The organism is Synechocystis sp. FACHB-383, from assembly GCF_014698605.1.
In the GTDB taxonomy this organism is placed as follows: Bacteria; Cyanobacteriota; Cyanobacteriia; order Cyanobacteriales; family Microcystaceae; genus Synechocystis; species Synechocystis salina.
This window is the reverse complement of record NZ_JACJTJ010000030.1, coordinates 140,047-157,399: the sequence shown is the minus strand read 5'-3', so window position 1 is coordinate 157,399 and position 17,353 is coordinate 140,047. Positions and strand designations below refer to the sequence as shown.

Sequence of the window (17,353 nt, the reverse complement as noted above, 5' to 3'; positions counted from 1 at the left end):
GGAAGATAGAAGTTTTTCACGCCCATTGATTGCCCTGGGACTAACATTGGTGATCGACTAATTTTATTCTACAAATTCCCTTGGGGTAATTAATCTAATATACTGGTTATATCAGGGCTTGTTACATGGCATTACTGTCCAGCCCAGAGCCTAGTTTTTAATTGTTTAACGTTCACTTCCCCTAACATCATCGTCCATGGTATCGATTCTGACCCAACTCAATGATCACTTTGCCCAAGCTCTGGGAGGTCAGTTTCCGCCCGATGTTACCCTGCCCACTCCCTTGGTGGTGCCCGCTTCCAATCCTAAATTTGGCGATTTTCAATGCAACATTGCCCTGCCCCTGGCCAAGCAGTTGGGTCAACCACCCCGGGCGATCGCCATAGAGATTGTCGATAAAGTTAATTTAAGCAGAATTTGTGAACCATTAACCATCGCTGGGCCAGGTTTTATTAATCTCAAGTTATTGCCTGATTATCTGGGAGAACAATTAATTAAACTCCAACAGGACCAACAGTTGGGCGTGCCCCTAATCCAAGTTGAAGAAAGGGTGGTGGTGGATTTTTCGAGCCCCAACATTGCCAAGGAAATGCATGTGGGTCACCTCCGCTCTACCATCATTGGGGATTGTTTGGCACGGGTATTGGAATTGCGGGGCTATGACGTTTTGCGCCTCAACCATGTGGGGGATTGGGGCACCCAATTTGGCATGTTAATTACCTATTTAAAAGAGGTTTATCCAGAGGCATTGGTAACTGCCGACGCGTTAGACATTGGCGATCTAGTTACCTTTTACAAGCAAGCTAAACAAAGGTTTGACCAAGATGAACAATTCCGGGAAACGTCCCGCCAAGCCGTAGTTTCTCTCCAGGCGGGGGATGCAGAAAGCATCAAAGCATGGCAATTACTTTGTGATCAATCTCGACGGGAATTTCAACTGATTTACGATTGGTTAGATATCGTCATTGAGGAACGAGGAGAGTCATTTTACAATCCCTTTCTACCCGGTGTAGTGGAACTATTGCAGGAAAAAGAGTTACTGGTGGAAGATAACGGTGCCCAATGCGTTTTCCTTGACGGTTTCACCAATAAAGATGGCGATCGCCTGCCATTAATAGTGCAAAAATCCGACGGGGGCTATAACTACGCCACTACCGATTTAGCCGCTTTGAATTATCGCCTAACAACCGATGGGGCGCAGAAAATTATTTACGTCACCGATGCGGGGCAGGCCAACCATTTTGCCCAATTTTTTCAGGTAGCCCAAAAAGCTGACATTCTCACTGACCCCAGTCAAGTAGTCCATGTGCCATTCGGCTTGGTTAAGGGGGAAGACGGCAAAAAGCTGAAAACCAGGGCAGGGGACACCATTCGCCTAAAGGATTTGTTAACGGAAGCAGTCGCTCGGGCTAGACAGGACTTGGAAACTCGCTTAACAGCAGAAGAACGGCAAGAAACTGAAGCATTTAAGACCGAGGTGGCCCAACGGGTGGGCATTGGGGCAGTGAAATATGCCGACCTTAGTCAAAATCGCACCAGTGATTACGTTTTCAGTTTTGACAAAATGTTGGCTCTCCAGGGCAATACGGCACCCTATATGCTCTATGCCTACGCCCGTATTCAGAGCATTAGTCGGGAAGGGGGCATTGATTTTGCCCAAATGGCCAGTGGTGAAATTATTTTGACTGAACCAACGGAGTTAGTTTTGGCTAAAAGTCTTTTACAATTTGCTGACGTCATTGAAACGGTGGAAACTAGTTTATTGCCCAATCGTCTTTGCGATTATCTTTATGAATTAAGCAAAGTTTTTAACCGTTTTTATGAAAATTGTCCGGTGCTCAAGGCAAAGGATCCCCAGCGTCGTTCCCGTTTACTGCTTTGTGATCTCACCGCCAGAACTTTAAAATTAGGTCTGTCTTTATTGGGTATTCCGGTTTTAGACAGGATGTAAATATGGGAAAATAACTTCCCCATTTATTTACCAAAATCCTTTTGTTAGAATAGATTACACAGGTAAAAATACTTTGATTATTTTGAGTTAATAGTTATGGATATCAATTATCCTTTTGCCCAAGAACTAATTAAAGATCCCCAAGGAAACATTCAAAAAGTTGTGATTGATTTTGATGATTATCAAAAAATGCTTGAAAATTTTGAAGATAATCAACTGTTAGCTTTTATGCATAAAGTTAAAGATGAGACTCCTTTAAGCCATTCTGAAGCTCTAGCAGAACTAGAGAACTAATTTCGATGGATGTTCAATATTTTCCTAGCTTTATCAAAGATTTAAAAAGACTAAAAAGTTTTCCCCAATACGAGCTCATTAGGAGCTTAGTCTTTGATGAAATCCCCCAACTTGAACAAATCCAAAGTATTCCTAATGTCAAAAAACTCAAAGGAGAAGACAATGCTTATCGAATACGCCTAGGGGACTATAGAATTGGCTTTTATATTCAGAATGAGAGCGTTATTTTGGCAAGAGTTATCCATCGTCGAGAATTTTATCGTTACTTTCCATGAATAATAATTCTTTGACTGATTTAGACCAGACCTTAGATATTATTAGTGCGATTCAAGAAGATTTAAATTATCAACAAGCCCAGGCTAGCTTGACGGCGATCGTCGAACAAATTGATCTTGATACTAGGGAAAAACAGGGACTGGAAAGGGAAATTGGTCACCTCTGTGCCATGCTAGAAAACCTCAACCAGGGACTAGTACAAATTGCGGCTTTTGGCTTGGTGGGAAGGGGCAAATCTTCCCTGCTCAATGCCCTTTTAGGGCAGCAAGTTTTCACCACAGGACCAATCCATGGCGTTACCCAGAGCCACCAGTCCGCTCCCTGGCAACTGACCCAAGCTAACGGTTTATCCACCGTTACCATTTCCGGTTGGGGCAATGCCCAATTACAATTAATTGATACACCGGGCATTGATGAAGTAAAGGGCAAAGAACGGGAACAATTGGCGATCGCCGTGGCCCAACAGGTGGATTTAATTTTGTTTGTCATTGCGGGGGACATGTCCCAGGTGGAATTCCAAGCCTTATCCCAACTGCGAGCGGTGGGCAAACCAATGTTGTTAGTATTTAATAAAATTGATCAATATCCGGCGACAGATCAGCAATTGATTTACGAAAAAATTCGTGATGAACGAGTAAAAGAATTATTGTCCCCAGAGGAAATTATCTTAGTTTCCGCCAGTCCATTGATTACAGAATTAAGGCAAAATGCCCAAGGTAAATTAGAGCGTCATCAATATCGGGGGGAAGCAAAGGTTGATAACCTACGCTTGAAAATCATTGATTTACTCCAACGGGAAGGGAAATCTTTAGTAGCTTTAAATACCTTGCTTTGTGCTGATAGTTTGAATGATAAATTAGTGCAACAAAAAATGCGTTTGCGGGATAGCCAAGCCAATAGCATTATCCAAAAAGCAGTGATGGTTAAGGCGGCGGCCATTGCCCTCAATCCGGTGACTGTGCTGGATTTATTCAGTGGGGCGGTGGTGGATGTGGCCCTGATTATTTCCCTCTCCAAGCTGTACGGCTTGCCCATGACCCAAACGACGGCGATCGCCCTGTTGCAAAAAATTGGGGTGAGCATGGGGGGCATCACGGCCAGCGAATTTTTGGCCGGATTGGGACTCAGTTCCCTCAAAGGCTTACTGGGTCTAACGGTGCCGTTAACGGGGGGATTGGCCCTGGCCCCTTATATTTCCGTTGCCCTCACCCAAGCTAGCGTGGCCGGAGTGTCCACCTTGGCGATCGGTCAAGTGACCAAAACCTACCTAGCCAACGGAGCCGCCTGGGGAGAAACGGGGCCCCGGACGGTGGTGCGAGACATCCTCAATTCTTTGGATCAAAATTCCGTTATGGCCCGCATTAAGCAAGAACTGCAGGGGAAATTAACGCCAGAAAGAATTGTATCCCCCTCTCCTTGACCGCAGTTGCAGCAGAAAAAGAAGGAAAACAATCATCCCCAAGGTTGATAAACTGAGATATTACAAGAGTTATTGATACTTTTAGGGTTTTGCTTTGCCCCTGGTTGTTGTAGCTCCGCTGTCCCGCCAGTTCGATTAAATTTTATCTGTATTAAAATTCCCCCTGCTATGCTCTCCACTGAAATGCCCCGTACGACCACCGGAAGTACATTGTTAAAAACCCCGGCCTCTCCCTCCCCCAACCAAAATCTTTTACCTCTGACCGCCGTAATCAATAAAAACGGTGAACTGGAAATTGGTGGTTGCTCCGTCACGGCTTTGGTGGAACAGTTTGGCTCTCCCCTCTACATTTTGGATGAAACCACCCTCCGGCAAGCGGCCCAACAATATCGTCAATCTTTCCAAACCCACTATCCTGGCCCCAGTCAAGTAATCTACGCTTCCAAAGCTTGGAGTTGTTTAGCCGTAGTGGCGATCGCCGCCCAGGAAGGTTTGGGGTTCGATGTGGTATCCGGCGGAGAATTATTCACCACGGTTTCAGCCCTGAAGCAATTGGGCTGGGACGAAGCTGAGATTGCAGAAAAAATTTACTTCCACGGCAATAACAAATCGGTGCAGGAACTCCAAGAGGCGATCGCTGTTAATTGCACCATCATTGTCGACAACTGGCTGGAATTAGAAACCCTGAGCAAATTGGCGGCCAACTCAGGGGAGTCGGTAAAAATCATGTTGCGCCTCACCCCCGGCATCGAATGCCACACCCATGAATATATTAAAACTGGACATCTAGACAGCAAATTTGGCTTTGATCCCAACCAGCTCGAAGCGGTTTTCACCTACATTGCCGAGCAGCCCGCACTCCATTGCCTCGGACTCCATGCCCACATCGGCTCCCAAATTTTTGAGCGCCAACCCCACCAAGACTTAGGGGAAGTGCTGGTGCAATGGTTTGCCAAAGGTTTAACCTACGGCCTGCCCCTGAAGGAACTCAACATCGGCGGTGGCCTAGGAATTTGCTACACCGAAAGTGACGATCCCCCCAGCATTGAAGAATGGGCCCAAGCGGCGGCCCTCTCCGTAGCCAAGGCCTGCGATCACCATAATGTCCCTTACCCCAAACTGATTGCTGAGCCGGGACGTTCCCTAGTGGGGTCTGCCTGTGTAACGGCCTATCGGGTGGGGGGGCGCAAAGTCGTGCCCAATATCCGCACCTACATTGCCGTCGATGGCGGCATGTCCGATAATCCCCGCCCCATCACCTACCAATCGGTGTACCGCGTTGCCCTAGCTAACCGCATGAACGATGAGCTAAGCGAAACTGTCACCGTGGCCGGGAAACATTGTGAGTCCGGCGATATTCTCGTTAAGGATGTGGCCCTACCCGCCGCTGAGCCAGGGGACATTCTAGTGGTCACCGCCACCGGAGCCTATAACTACAGCATGGCTTCCAACTACAACCGTTTAGGTCGCCCAGCCGCTGTACTAGTAAGCCAAGGGGAAGCAAACCTGATTCTGCAACGGGAAACCTACACCGACCTATTACGCCAGGATTGTTTACCCAACCGTCTACTTTCCTAAATTTCTCCCCACCCCCACCCTAACGACCATCTCCCCTTACCCATGTCGGGCTTTCCCCCGGATTTTGTCTCCCTACTCCCCCTCCTCCATGGCGCCCTCGATCTTGGCTTAGTCATCGGTTTGTTTTACCTGCTAAGCCGGGTCTTTGGTGAAAATCAAACCCTATGGATTATGAGGGGGCTGTTGGTGCTGATGGTGGCCCAGGTGGTGAGCGATCGCCTCCATTTGGAATTGTTGAAGTTTGTGCTGGAAAAATTTGTCTTGGGCACAGCGGTGGCCCTAGCTGTAATCTTCCAGGCAGAACTGAGGCGATTTTTAGAACTGCTTGGCCAAGGGAGATTTTTAGAATTATTGCGGCGGCGGAGTTCTAGCCCCCCCAGCACCGATGCCATTGACGAAATTGTCGATGCCGTCAAGGAACTGTCCCAAAATCGGATTGGGGCTCTGATGGTGATGGAAGCCCAAGGAATTTTAGACAGCCGTATTTTTCTCAATCGGGGGGTAGCCATTGACAGTAAATTGTCCAAGGAATTGTTGCAAACCATTTTTCAGCCAAAAACCTTGCTCCACGATGGAGCCATTTTTATCCGGGGCTCCCGTTTAGTGTCCGCCGGGGTGATTTTGCCGCTCTCAGAACGCAGTGCTTCTCGGCAGTTGGGCACCAGGCACCGTGCCGCCATGGGCATCACCGAAAAAAGTGAAAATTGTCTTTGTATTGTCGTTTCCGAGGAAACTGGCTCCATTACCCTGGCCCAGGGGGGAAATCTCAACCGTCCCCTGACTAGCAGTAAACTAAAGGAATTGCTCGAAACTGAATATGCCCCCCCCACGGAGCGGGAGTCCGTTACCCCCCAACTCAGCCGCCTGAGCCGTAGCCTGAGTAACCAAAGTTGGGGAATACTCAGACGTTTGCTTTGGCTGCCTTCCTCAACTGCCCAAAACGACAAAAAATGACTATTAAACCTGTCATCTTAGAAACATTACCGCCGGATTTGGATAAGCAACGGTTACCCCAACATGTGGCGGTCATCATGGATGGGAATGGCCGCTGGGCAAAGCAAAGGGGAATGCCAAGGATTATGGGCCACCAGCGGGGGGTGGACTCCCTGAAGAATTTGTTACGTTGTTGCGACGATTGGGGCATTTCTGCCCTGACGGCCTATGCTTTTTCCACCGAAAATTGGGGCCGTCCCTTGGAAGAAGTGGAATTTTTGATGACCCTGTTTGAGCGGGTGCTACGGCGGGAATTGAAGGAAATGATGGCGGAAAATGTCCGTATCCGCTTTGTGGGTAATCTTACTTCCCTGCCCCGTTCCCTCCAGGATGAAATTGCCCGCTCCATGGAAGATACGAAAAATAATACGGGAATCCGCTTCACCGTGGCCACCAACTACGGCGGCCGCCAAGAAATTGTCCATGTCTGCCAGGCGATCGCCAGGGAAGTGCAAGGGGGAAAGTTAGACCCAGAAACCATCGATGAAGGGGTGGTGGAAAAATATCTCTATACTGAAGGTTTATCCCATCCCGACCTCTTGATCCGCACCAGTGGAGAATTGAGAATCAGCAACTTTTTGCTCTGGCAAATGGCCTACGCGGAAATTTATGTCACCTCCACTCTCTGGCCCGACTTTGACCGCCAAGCGTTCCATTTAGCCCTGCGGGACTATCAACAAAGGCAACGTCGTTTTGGTAAAGTTTAGGGCCAGCCCGACATTGTCGGAATTTATGCCCAAATCCCCATCGTCAAAGAACCGCAGTTTAAACAAACTTTAAACAGCCTGCGATAAAATCAACTAGTTTTCCTGAGCATTTGCCATGCCCCAAACCCAAACTGGCATTGAGGATTTTCTCCTGCGCCAACTGCGCCGCCCCCCAGAAGCAGAGGAAGAGGAAGACTATTTCGACTATTTTTACGATGAACCGGGCAGTGAACCAGGGACCCTCAGCATTGAACCCGATGCGCCCCCTTCTCGCATAGTCTTAGTGGACTATAGCCCCAACCATGCTGTCCGCAAATCTGATATTAGTCCCAACGCCCTCAGGCCCTACCTAGGCACCAACACCGTTTCCTGGATGGACATTGAAGGTTTGGGCAGTGAAGAGGTGCTTAAGGAAGTGGGGGAAATTTTTAAGTTACACCCTCTGCTATTGGAAGATATTGTTAACGTGCCCCAACGGGCCAAGGTGGAAGATTATAACGACCATGTCATGGTGATTGCCCATCGGGTACGCCCCAACCGGGAAGAAGATGGATTTGAGAGTGAGCAGGTCAGTTTTGTGTTGGGCAAACGTTACCTGTTAACTTTCCAGGAAGGCCATATTATTGATTGTTTTAATCCATTGCGGGAAAGAATTCGTACCAACCAGGGAAAAGTGTGCCAACAGGGGGCGGATTACCTCTGTTATTTGTTAATTGACATGTTAATTGATGAATATTTTCCCCTCTTAGAAGACTATGAGGAACGTATCGAAGCCCTAGAAGATACCATTATTCGTAATCCCAATAGTTCATTGATGGAGGAAATTTACCATATTCGTCGGGAATTGTTGGCCCTGAGAAGGTTAATTTGGCCCCTGCGCCATGTGATGAATGTGCTGCTCCGGGACACCACCAATTCCATCGTAACAGCAGACGTAAGAATTTATTTTAGAGATTGCTACGACCACATTATTCAAGTGTTAGATATTATTGAGGCTTACCGGGAATTAGCTTCGAGTTTAATGGAGGTTTATATGACTGCCATGAGTAATAAAATGAACGAGGTGATGAAGTTTTTGACTGTTATTTCCACTATTTTCATCCCCCTAACTTTTATTGCTGGGGTTTACGGTATGAACTTCAAAGACATGCCAGAATTAAATAGTCCGTGGGGCTACTATATTACCTGGATAGTGATGATTTTAATTGCCGGAGGCTCCCTCTATTTCTTCTGGCGCAAGGGTTGGCTTAGTCCCTCCTATGATTTGGGGGAAAAGTAGCTTGGTAATTATCAAGCATATTTTGATTGTTTGAAGGAAACTTGAGGGTATTGCCAAGAGGTCTTTAAACGGATCGTGACTCGGCTCGATGATATGTTCTGACCCGCTCATAATTTGTGGTCAAGCTATCGCTCTTCTATCAGAAAAGGGAAGATAGAATAGAAAAAAAAGCTGAAAGCTAGAGGTGGCATATGGTAGCCCCCCGTAAAGCCAGAGAAACAGTAGAATTCATAGACAAATATTGCTGAGCCTACAGAGACTTGTTCCTAGAAGTGAGAAGTTTAGAGTACTTTAAATATTTGCATCTAGGATTAATTCTGGATATAAAAAGAAGAGAGTTTCAAGCAAGTAATGAAAGCCGCCAGTTGCGTAACAATTCTATGCTGTCATTGACCCTGAATTTAGCAAATATTGCCATGGTAATATCAACCATGCCGGCTGACTTGGAGACAACCTTCATCCGGCGGCAAACCAATGGCGATTATCTGAGTTGTTTCTCTCAATCCCGACGATTTCCCTTTTCCTAATCACATGGAACGCATCAGGATGTTCATCCAGCAGTTGTTGATAAGGCTTCCAGTCATCGGTGCAGTACACCGTCACTTTCCACTTTGCCAGTCTCTCCAGCAAACGACCTAGGGTTTGACTATCAAGATTTCCCAGTTCCCAGTCGATGAGTCTCCCAATAAGACGGTCATATGCTTTCCAGATCCATAACTTGTTTTTTCATCTGGAGAAAATGCCACAGTTCATCTAATTCCACCACCATGGCTGAGTCTGGGGCTGGTTTTTCATAGTTTGCTTCACCAAAATCTCTAACCTAGTTGAGCACTGACTGAGTGGAAACTCCCAATAGTTTTGCCTTAGCATTGATTGACATACCACTCATGTACAGCAGGACTGCTTCTAGTTTCATCCAGAGAGGTTTACCCTGTTCCTTGGAGAGATTTGTGGGTTGATACAACACTTTGCAGACCAGTTAACGCAAATGGGCAAAGTTAGACGGGAGGACGGCAGGGGCAAGTTTTACTGTGCTTTAATTTGGGCGCCCCTTAAAAGTATGAAATTTTTCCCTACCACAGATTATGTGAGTGATGCCTGATAGATCTTTTGAATGGATTCATCCAACATGGTGTTGAACTCGCCATCGGTTTGCTGGGCGGTCAACCCTTCAGTCAAGGCTCGGGAAAAGCTTGCTATGACATCGTGATTCCTACCCAGGCGTTCATTGGCTTCCATTTGGGAGTAGCCACCAGACAAAGCAACCACTCTCAAAACACTGGAATGTTCAATGCAATCGCTATAAAGGTTGTCTTGCTCCGGCAGGGTAAGTTTGAGCATCACCCACTGTTCTTTGGACAATTGTTCAAGATGCTTCAGAATGGCAGTTTTGAGTAGTGTTTCTGCCATAGCTTTCTCTGGGCAGTGAATGTCCACCTCTGGCTCAATGATTGGTACCAGTCCGGCGGCAATAATTTGCTGGGCTAGCCCGAATTGCTGGTTCACGATCGCCTCGATACCGGCCCCATTGGCCTGTTTGATAAACGACCGCATTTTTGTGCCGAAGATGCCTATTTTCTTGGCTTTCATTAGCAGATCGTCAAGCTGGGGTATGGGCTTCATCAACTGGACTCCGTCCTTCTCTTCGGCTAGTCCCTTGTCGACTTTCAGAATCGGTACGATTTGCTTCTGCTTCCAAAGGTAGTTGACAGTGGGCTCTCCCTCAACTTCCCGGTCCATGGTGTCCTCGAACAGAATCGCCGCCAAAATCCGATCGCCGCTGAAGCCGGGACTAGTCATGATGCGGGTCCGCATTTGATGCACCAGCGCGAACATCTCGTCGTCACCAGAGTAGGTATCCTGTTCGATTCCGTAATCGGCCAATGCACCCGGCGTGCTACCTCCACTTTGGTCTAAGGCGGCAATGAAGCCAGGATGGGATTTCATTTTTTCCAGTTGTTCCCGGTTCAGTTCGAGAATCATCACGCTTCCTTCCTTTGAGGTAAGTTTCTGTAATATTTTAATGAATTGAAATGATAAAAAAATTAAGATAGCAACATACGGACGAGCAAAAATCAGAGATAGCAAAAAAATAATATTGACGGCGATCGCCAGTTATCCCCTAGTAATTAAGATGATCGCCGTGGCCCCAAAAACCATCAAATTTAGTCACTGTCAGGTTGCCCAAGACTTTGACCTGACAGGCCAGCCGCCGAGTCGTTTCGGGGACATGGGGAGGCAGGGATAAACGGGTCTGTTCCTTCCAACCCAATGTCGAAACCTCGCCCTTGATCGCCACTGCACAAGTTCCACAGGTTCCCAAACCCCGGCAATTTATGATTTTGGCATTGCCGTTATGGACGGGAATCTGGTTTCTCAGCAACACCTGCCGGAGATTAGCTCCCCTCTGACAGTTAATGATTTTTCCTTGGACAGTAATGCTCGGCATGGTTTTCTATAATTCAAAACAAAGTTTAGATTTCATCCCATAGGTTTTCTAAGGTATAGGGGCTGCCTGGAATTGTCCAAAACTCCCCTGAGACGTAGCGATAATGACGGTCTAGTGCCGCAATTTTTGCCATTTGGGCATCAGTGAGGGTAATATCTGCCGCCTTCAAATTTTGTAGTAGTCGTTCAGGATTAACCGACTTCGGAATAGTTACAGTTCCCCTTTTAATTGCCCAGGCTAAAAGGACTTGGGCCGCACTGCATCCTTGTTCAGTCGCAATCCCAGCAATCACTGGGTCAGCTAGTAATTTTGGTTCTGCTTCCTTCTGAAAAGCCGCCGGGCGATCGCCAGAGCCCAGGGGAGAATAACTCGTGAGTAAAATGTTTTGGGATTCAGCAAACGCCAGTAAGTCTGATTGCTGGAGATAGGGGTGAAGTTCCACCTGATTGACGGCGGGGCGAATACGGGCCATGGACAGGAGCATTTCTAACTTTTTAAGGCTGAAATTAGACACCCCAATATGGTGACAGAGTCCTAAATCAACTGCTTTCTCTAAGGCTTGCCAGGTTCCTTCTAGGGAAGCTTGGGTAAATGGCAATAACTGATCACCGGATTCAGGAAACCCAACACCGGGTTGAATGACCACCGGCCAATGGATTAGATACAGATCCAAATAATCTAGGCCCAAATCCTGCAAAGTTTTTTGGAGAGCAGGTAAAACCGCGTCGGGATGATGGGCATTACTCCACAGCTTGGAAGTGATCCAGAGATCCTCTCGCTTTACCAAACCCTTCTTGAAAGCATTGGCAAAAGTGGATCCAATTTCCGCCTCATTGCCATAGATGGCGGCACAGTCAAAGTGGCGATACCCCAAGTCCAAAGCTTGCTCAACGGCTTGGCCTACCACTTGGGGGGACGACTTCCACGTTCCCAGACCTAGGGCAGGAATCTGCTCCCCATTGCTCAAATGGAAATATTTCATTGAATTCATCCTAGTCAGGTATTTGAACAAAAGTTAACGTTTTTGGCTCAGCACTTGTCGCACTTTAGTTGCTAGCTCCAAACGATTATAGGGTTTACTTAGCAGCTCCACCCCCGGATCGAGGCGACCGTTATGAACAATGGCGTTATCGGTGTAGCCAGAGGTAAATAAAATCTTGAGTTTGGGATACATTGCCTTGGCACGATCAGCTAATTCCCGCCCGTTCATGCCACCGGGCATAATTATGTCGGTAAGCAAAAGCTCGATATCGTTATGGCTGCCCAAGACTTTTAGTGCATCGGGGCCGGATGTGACGGCTGTGACTCGATAACCTAGGGAGCGCAACTGGGCTTCAAGGTGTTTCAGTACCAAATCGTCGTCCTCGGCAATCAAAATATGCTCCGGACCACCTTCCGGTAATGATTCCTGGGTTGGTTGATAATTTACTTGCTGGGCACCTCTCACCATCGGGAAGTAGAGTTTAACTGCCGTGCCTTCACCGGGTTCGGAATAAATTTTTATATGTCCACCCGATTGTTTGGTAAAACCAAAGACCATGCTTAAACCAAGGCCACTGCCCTTGCCCACCGTTTTAGTGGTGAAGAAGGGTTCAAAGGCATGGCTCACCGTATCTGTATCCATGCCAATGCCAGTGTCCGAAACACAAATCATGACATACTCGCCCGTTATCACTTCAGAGTGGCGATCGGCGTAATCACTATCCAGCACAGCAGTGGAGGTCTCAATGGTTAATTTACCTCCATCTTGCATGGCATCACGGGCATTGACCACCAGATTCAACAATGCTGTTTCCAGTTCACCAGCATCAATTTCTGTAATGCCTAGATCAGGATCGGGGACAAATTCAAGCTCAATATTTTCTGGTAGGGCTCGACGAATCAGGCCCCACATCGCCTCCACTAAATGATTAATATTTATCACTTTCGGGTCAAGGGGTTGGCGGCGGGCAAAGGCCAGTAAATGACGGGTTAGTTCGGCACCACGATTAGCGGCCGATAACGTCATTTGCGCCATACTTTGTAGACTTGGCTCCGCCACCAGTTCTGACAACATTTCGGCGTTACCCAGGATAATCGTTAATAAATTATTGAAATCGTGGGCCACGCCACCGGTCAAATGTCCCACAGCTTCCAGTTTTTGCGACTCCCTTAGCCTCTGTTCCATTTGTATTCGCGCAGTAATATCACGCTGCACTGAGACCAAATGAGTACAGAGCATCTTGTCATCTAGCAAGGGAATAATCTCAAGTTCAATGCAATATTGTTTGCCTGTCTTTGTGTAGTTGATAAGCTGTGCACGGACTGAATCTTTATTTTCCAGGGCTGTCTTAATCCGGCTTAATTCCCCAGGGTCTGTTTGGGGACCTTGTAATAATCTGGGACTACGTCCAATGATCTCCTGGGATGTGTACCCTGTCAATTTTTCAAAGGCTGGATTGACATAGACAATTTTTGGTCCCGGCTCATCCAGGGGCTCTGCTTCGGTAATAAGAATAATGTCATTGAGCTTGGACACAGCGATATTTAGTAACCGTAGTTGTTCACGTTCCTTTCGCCGCTCTGAAATATCTGAAAAATATACTGAAAGGCCATCAGGAGATGGATAGATACGCACTTCGAGCCACTTATCATCGGGGGGAAAATATTCTTCGAAATGTAGTTTTTGTCCTGTCTGTGCAGCCCTGCGATACCATACAGCAAAAGAGCTATGATAGCCAATACTACATTTTCGCCAGATAATTTCCCCCAGTAAATCTTCAACCGTACCACCCAATATTTCCGCCGCCTTCTGATTTAAATAGGTAAATCGAAAGTCATGGTCAAGGGTAAACAAGGCATCGGTAATACTTTCTACGGTATGTCGAAACTTTGCCGCTATTCGCTCAGATTCTTCTCGAAATCGACGCAGATCGTCAATGTCAATTGAGGAACCCAGCCAGCGCTGTATCCTGCCATTTTCATCTCGTTGAGCAACGGCTTGGGTACTAAACCAGATGTACTTTTTATCATGGCGTCTTAGCCGAAAATCAATATGATATGGGGTTCCAGTTTTTACCGAGTGGCTCCAGGCTTCAATGGTATTTTTTCGATCTTCAGGGTGGAGGAGTTCAATCCAGTCATTGAGAATAGCTTCCCTGCTCCTACCGGAAAAAGTTACCAAGCCGCTGCTGACGAAATCTATGACACCACTAGCATCGGCAGACCAAACTTGTACCGGCATAGCCTCAAGGAAATCAGCCAATGTCTGACGTTGAGATTGCTCCAATTTACGAATAGTAATATTTTGCTGATTGGTAGCACGCAGCTTTTGGAAATAAAAATAGGTTAATAGAAGTATGGCCACTGACAGTAAGCGGTTACTGAAAATGTATATATTTGATAAATCGGAGTGATTGGGTATCAGTGAATAAGACAAAATCGTGGAAGTCAGGGCCGCTATCAGTACCATCAGTTGTAGTCGCCCCCCTATACCCGGCACTACCATGGCATAGATTAGAACGGGGACATAGAGGATACCGTGGGCAAAGCCAAGGGGAGTGAGAAAGTCGGTGTAGAATACCAAGGCCCAAAAAAGCCAAATCAGGCCGACATGTAAGTAAGATGATCTAGCAAAATCAGCAAAGGTTTTCAACTGCCAGAACCTCGAATTACACGCTTTACCTTAGTTGCCAGTTCCAAACGATTATAGGGTTTACTTAGCAGGTCCACTCCCGGATCAAGGCGACCGTGATGAACAATGGCGTTCTCGGTGTAGCCAGAGGTGAACAAAATCTTGAGTTTGGGATACATTGCCTTGGCACGATCAGCTAATTCCCGCCCGTTCATGCCACCGGGCATAATTATGTCGGTAAGCAAAAGCTCGATATCGTTATGGCTGCCCAAGACTTTTAGTGCATCGGGGCCGGATGTGACGGCTGTGACGCGATAACCTAGGGAGCGCAACTGAGCTTCAAGGTGTTTCAGTACCAAATCGTCGTCCTCGGCAATCAAAATATGCTCCGTACCACCTTCCGGTGATGATTCCTGGGTTGGTTGATAATTTACTTGCTGGGCACCTCTCACCATCGGGAAGTAGAGTTTAACGGCCGTGCCTTCACCGGGTTCGGAATAAATTTTTATATGTCCACCCGATTGTTTGGTAAAACCAAAGACCATGCTTAAACCAAGGCCACTGCCCTTACCCACCGTTTTAGTGGTGAAGAAGGGTTCAAAGGCATGGCTCACCGTATCTGCATCCATGCCAATGCCAGTGTCCGAAACACAAATCATGACATACTCGCCCGTTATCACTTCAGAGTGGCGATCGGCGTAATCACTATCCAGCACAGCAGTGGAGGTCTCAATGGTTAATTTACCCCCATCTTGCATGGCATCGCGGGCATTGACTACCAGATTCAACAATGCTGTTTCCAGTTCACCAGCATCAATTTCTGTAATGCCTAGATCAGGATCGGGGACAAATTCAAGCTCAATATTTTCCGGTAGGGTGAGACGAATCAGGCCCCACATCGCCTCCACTAAATGATTAATATTTATCACTTTCGGGTCAAGGGGTTGGCGGCGGGCAAAGGCCAGCAAATGGCTAGTTAGTTCGGCACCACGCTTAGCGGCCGATAATGTCATTTCCGCCATACTTTGTAGGTTTGGATCCGCCACCAGTTCCGACAACATTTCGGCGTTACCTAGAATAATTGTTAATAAATTATTAAAATCGTGGGCCACACCACCGGTTAAATGTCCCACAGCTTCGAGTTTTTGCGATTCTCGTAGCCTCTGTTCCATGGCCATGCGCTCAGTGACATCGAGCATGCTTCCCACCATACGAGTCGCCTTACCTTGGCTATCACGGGTCACAAAACCACGATCCATGACGTTAGCGTACTGCCCATCGCTTTTAACAAAACGGTAATCGCTTTGCCAGTAATTATCCTCACCGTCGATAACTTGATGAATACTTTGAAGAACACGTTCTAGATCCTCCGGATGAATGCGTAATGCCCAGGAGTCAGGCCCCGCCATATCCGACAAAGTGTATCCAAACGTATCCGTTATGGAGGCATTCCACCAGATTTTATTGGTGGCAAAATTCCAGTCCCAAATTACATCATTGGTGGCTTTGGATATTAACTGAAAACGGTCCTGGGCCTCGCGCAAAGTGGAAATATCCTGAAACGCTCCCTGAACAACAATTACCTTGCCTTGAGCATCTCTTTCGGCTTCACCAATGGCCCGTATCCAAGGACTCCGCCCATCGGGTAGTTGAAGTTGGCAGATGACATCGAAAGCCTCCCCTTGCTGCACACAACGTTCAAAAACTTCCATGATAAATTCACGAAATTCGGGCGCATAAAACTGAACTGCTGTGGCCACATCAGGGGGAGAGTAACCGGCTGGCATACCATGAATCACCGCGGTCTCCGACGTCCAAGTGACAACCGGCGGATCGAGTTCAACCCGCCAACCTCCTAGCCTGGCCTTTTCCCCTGCTAGACGTAAAAGGTATTCCGCTTGGGTAAGTTTGTCTCGATTTCTGATAAACGAGGTAATGTCCTGAACACAGCCAACCACGATTTCACCGTCCGGTGTCCAATGACGTTCACCAAAGCCTTTAACATGCCTAACATCGCCATCACGGGTGGTCACACGATGTTCAAAAGCAATTCGGGGGGCATTTTCTTCCATAAAGGACTGATAAACGGCAATGGATGCTTCCCGATCATCTGGATGTACCATGGCAAAATATTCTTCGACATCCAGTGTTTTTTGAGTAGGGGTCATACCGTAGATGTCAAACACCTGCTTAGACCAATTCAAAGTGCCGGTCTGTGGATTATATTCCCAAGTACCAAGACTCAGAATCCGCTCTGCGGTGCGAATGCGAGCCTCATGTTCCTGCAGTTTTGATAGAGTCTGCTTTAGTTCTTTTGACCGCAGAATAATATCCTGAAGAGCAATGCGGTTTTCAGTTTTGGTGATCTCCGTGAGGATGGCAAAACTATTTTGATGAACTATCTCCGTCACATCCTCTACCCTGTGCATAATAAACTCGACTACTCCGAATTCATCTAACACAGGACTATTTACCGGACTCCAAAACCTTTCTTCAAAAGTACCATTGGGTAGGCGTATGGGATAACGTTGTATACCCATTATATCGGCTGTTTTCAGCGACATAACTCTCTGCAGGGAAGCGGACAAGCTGTTTACCCCATCCGCATTGGGGTCATTGGGGTCATCGGGAAATACCTCAAACAGGGTCTTGCCGACAATATCACTTTCTTTTGTAACGGTCGCCTTCAGGTATTCATCCGTGACGGCAATAATCTCAAATCTGTCGGGCTGGAGCACCAGAATTTTGCTTGGTGACGCTTTGAAAAGTCTCTTGTATAGAAAATTCATTGGT

14 protein-coding genes and 2 pseudogenes are annotated in these 17,353 nt (G+C 47.1%); 10 read left to right on the top strand and 6 right to left on the bottom strand.

Annotated elements, in window-relative coordinates:
* The first annotated feature begins 196 nt into the window (after positions 1-196).
* The 9 genes and pseudogenes from argS to H6G45_RS19540 form a co-directional block, all read left to right on the top strand.
* Complete coding sequence (gene argS / locus H6G45_RS08845; RefSeq protein WP_190598082.1) at positions 197-1,951, top strand: arginine--tRNA ligase; 1,755 nt, start codon at positions 197-199, stop codon at positions 1,949-1,951.
* 96 nt (positions 1,952-2,047) lie between these two features.
* Complete coding sequence (locus H6G45_RS08840; RefSeq protein WP_190598081.1) at positions 2,048-2,245, top strand: hypothetical protein; 198 nt, start codon at positions 2,048-2,050, stop codon at positions 2,243-2,245.
* A 5-nt stretch (positions 2,246-2,250) separates the two neighbouring features.
* The gene (locus H6G45_RS08835; RefSeq protein WP_190598080.1) at positions 2,251-2,520 is read left to right on the top strand and encodes a type II toxin-antitoxin system RelE/ParE family toxin; all 270 of its coding nucleotides are present in this window, start codon (positions 2,251-2,253) and stop codon (positions 2,518-2,520) included.
* Positions 2,517-3,941 (top strand): DUF697 domain-containing protein, encoded by a 1,425-nt coding sequence (locus tag H6G45_RS08830; RefSeq protein ID WP_190598079.1) that lies wholly within the window; start codon positions 2,517-2,519, stop codon positions 3,939-3,941. The genes H6G45_RS08835 and H6G45_RS08830 overlap by 4 nt, the downstream gene beginning before the upstream one ends.
* A gap of 168 nt (positions 3,942-4,109) precedes the next feature.
* Positions 4,110-5,519 (top strand): diaminopimelate decarboxylase, encoded by a 1,410-nt coding sequence (gene lysA / locus H6G45_RS08825; RefSeq protein ID WP_190598078.1) that lies wholly within the window; start codon positions 4,110-4,112, stop codon positions 5,517-5,519.
* A 42-nt stretch (positions 5,520-5,561) separates the two neighbouring features.
* The gene (gene cdaA / locus H6G45_RS08820; protein WP_190598077.1) at positions 5,562-6,473 is read left to right on the top strand and encodes a diadenylate cyclase CdaA; all 912 of its coding nucleotides are present in this window, start codon (positions 5,562-5,564) and stop codon (positions 6,471-6,473) included.
* A complete protein-coding gene (uppS, locus tag H6G45_RS08815) occupies positions 6,470-7,219 on the top strand; it encodes a polyprenyl diphosphate synthase (protein WP_190598076.1) in 750 nt (249 codons plus the stop codon). Before cdaA ends, uppS begins: the two co-directional genes overlap by 4 nt.
* A 115-nt stretch (positions 7,220-7,334) precedes the next feature.
* Entirely contained in the window at positions 7,335-8,498 is a 1,164-nt protein-coding gene (gene corA / locus H6G45_RS08810; RefSeq protein ID WP_190598075.1) for a magnesium/cobalt transporter CorA, read from the top strand.
* A gap of 191 nt (positions 8,499-8,689) precedes the next feature.
* Positions 8,690-8,833: pseudogene (locus tag H6G45_RS19540) on the top strand (IS701 family transposase); the annotation flags it as partial.
* 5 nt (positions 8,834-8,838) lie between these two features.
* Here the strand turns inward: H6G45_RS19540 and H6G45_RS08805 are convergent.
* From H6G45_RS08805 to H6G45_RS08780, 6 genes and pseudogenes are all read right to left on the bottom strand, one after another.
* Positions 8,839-9,459: pseudogene (locus H6G45_RS08805) on the bottom strand (IS1 family transposase); the annotation flags it as partial.
* A gap of 122 nt (positions 9,460-9,581) precedes the next feature.
* Complete coding sequence (locus tag H6G45_RS08800; protein WP_190598074.1) at positions 9,582-10,484, bottom strand: fructose bisphosphate aldolase; 903 nt, start codon at positions 10,482-10,484, stop codon at positions 9,582-9,584.
* Between the two features lie 136 nt (positions 10,485-10,620).
* On the bottom strand, positions 10,621-10,947 hold the full coding sequence (locus H6G45_RS08795) for a 2Fe-2S iron-sulfur cluster-binding protein (RefSeq protein WP_190598073.1): 327 nt from the start codon (positions 10,945-10,947) through the stop codon (positions 10,621-10,623).
* A 25-nt stretch (positions 10,948-10,972) separates the two neighbouring features.
* Entirely contained in the window at positions 10,973-11,929 is a 957-nt protein-coding gene (locus tag H6G45_RS08790; protein ID WP_190598072.1) for an aldo/keto reductase, read from the bottom strand.
* Positions 11,930-11,962: 33 nt separating this feature from the next.
* Positions 11,963-14,581 carry a hybrid sensor histidine kinase/response regulator gene (locus tag H6G45_RS08785; protein WP_242018106.1) on the bottom strand — a complete coding sequence of 873 codons (2,619 nt, stop codon included), beginning with the start codon at positions 14,579-14,581 and terminating at the stop codon, positions 11,963-11,965.
* On the bottom strand, positions 14,578-17,100 hold the full coding sequence (locus tag H6G45_RS08780; RefSeq protein ID WP_242018105.1) for a PAS domain-containing sensor histidine kinase: 2,523 nt from the start codon (positions 17,098-17,100) through the stop codon (positions 14,578-14,580). Before H6G45_RS08780 ends, H6G45_RS08785 begins: the two co-directional genes overlap by 4 nt.
* Between H6G45_RS08780 and H6G45_RS08775 the strand changes: the two genes are divergently transcribed.
* Positions 17,089-17,316, top strand: coding sequence for a hypothetical protein (locus tag H6G45_RS08775; protein ID WP_190598106.1), 228 nt, complete (start codon positions 17,089-17,091; stop codon positions 17,314-17,316). The two genes, H6G45_RS08780 and H6G45_RS08775, sit on opposite strands and share 12 nt — an antisense overlap.
* Positions 17,317-17,353 lie beyond the last annotated feature (37 nt).

What these genes read in the sequence shown, in the direction of transcription:
- corA (WP_190598075.1), top strand. Translation starts at nt 7,335, where the DNA reads ATGCCCCAAACCCAAACTGGCATTGAGGATTTTCTCCTGCGCCAACTG.
- argS (WP_190598082.1), top strand. Translation starts at nt 197, where the DNA reads ATGGTATCGATTCTGACCCAACTCAATGATCACTTTGCCCAAGCTCTG.
- H6G45_RS08780 (WP_242018105.1), bottom strand. Translation starts at nt 17,100, where the DNA reads ATGGGTATACAACGTTATCCCATACGCCTACCCAATGGTACTTTTGAA.
- H6G45_RS08830 (WP_190598079.1), top strand. Translation starts at nt 2,517, where the DNA reads ATGAATAATAATTCTTTGACTGATTTAGACCAGACCTTAGATATTATT.
- uppS (WP_190598076.1), top strand. Translation starts at nt 6,470, where the DNA reads ATGACTATTAAACCTGTCATCTTAGAAACATTACCGCCGGATTTGGAT.
- H6G45_RS08835 (WP_190598080.1), top strand. Translation starts at nt 2,251, where the DNA reads ATGGATGTTCAATATTTTCCTAGCTTTATCAAAGATTTAAAAAGACTA.
- H6G45_RS08840 (WP_190598081.1), top strand. Translation starts at nt 2,048, where the DNA reads ATGGATATCAATTATCCTTTTGCCCAAGAACTAATTAAAGATCCCCAA.
- lysA (WP_190598078.1), top strand. Translation starts at nt 4,110, where the DNA reads ATGCTCTCCACTGAAATGCCCCGTACGACCACCGGAAGTACATTGTTA.
- cdaA (WP_190598077.1), top strand. Translation starts at nt 5,562, where the DNA reads ATGTCGGGCTTTCCCCCGGATTTTGTCTCCCTACTCCCCCTCCTCCAT.
- H6G45_RS08795 (WP_190598073.1), bottom strand. Translation starts at nt 10,947, where the DNA reads ATGCCGAGCATTACTGTCCAAGGAAAAATCATTAACTGTCAGAGGGGA.
- H6G45_RS08790 (WP_190598072.1), bottom strand. Translation starts at nt 11,929, where the DNA reads ATGAAATATTTCCATTTGAGCAATGGGGAGCAGATTCCTGCCCTAGGT.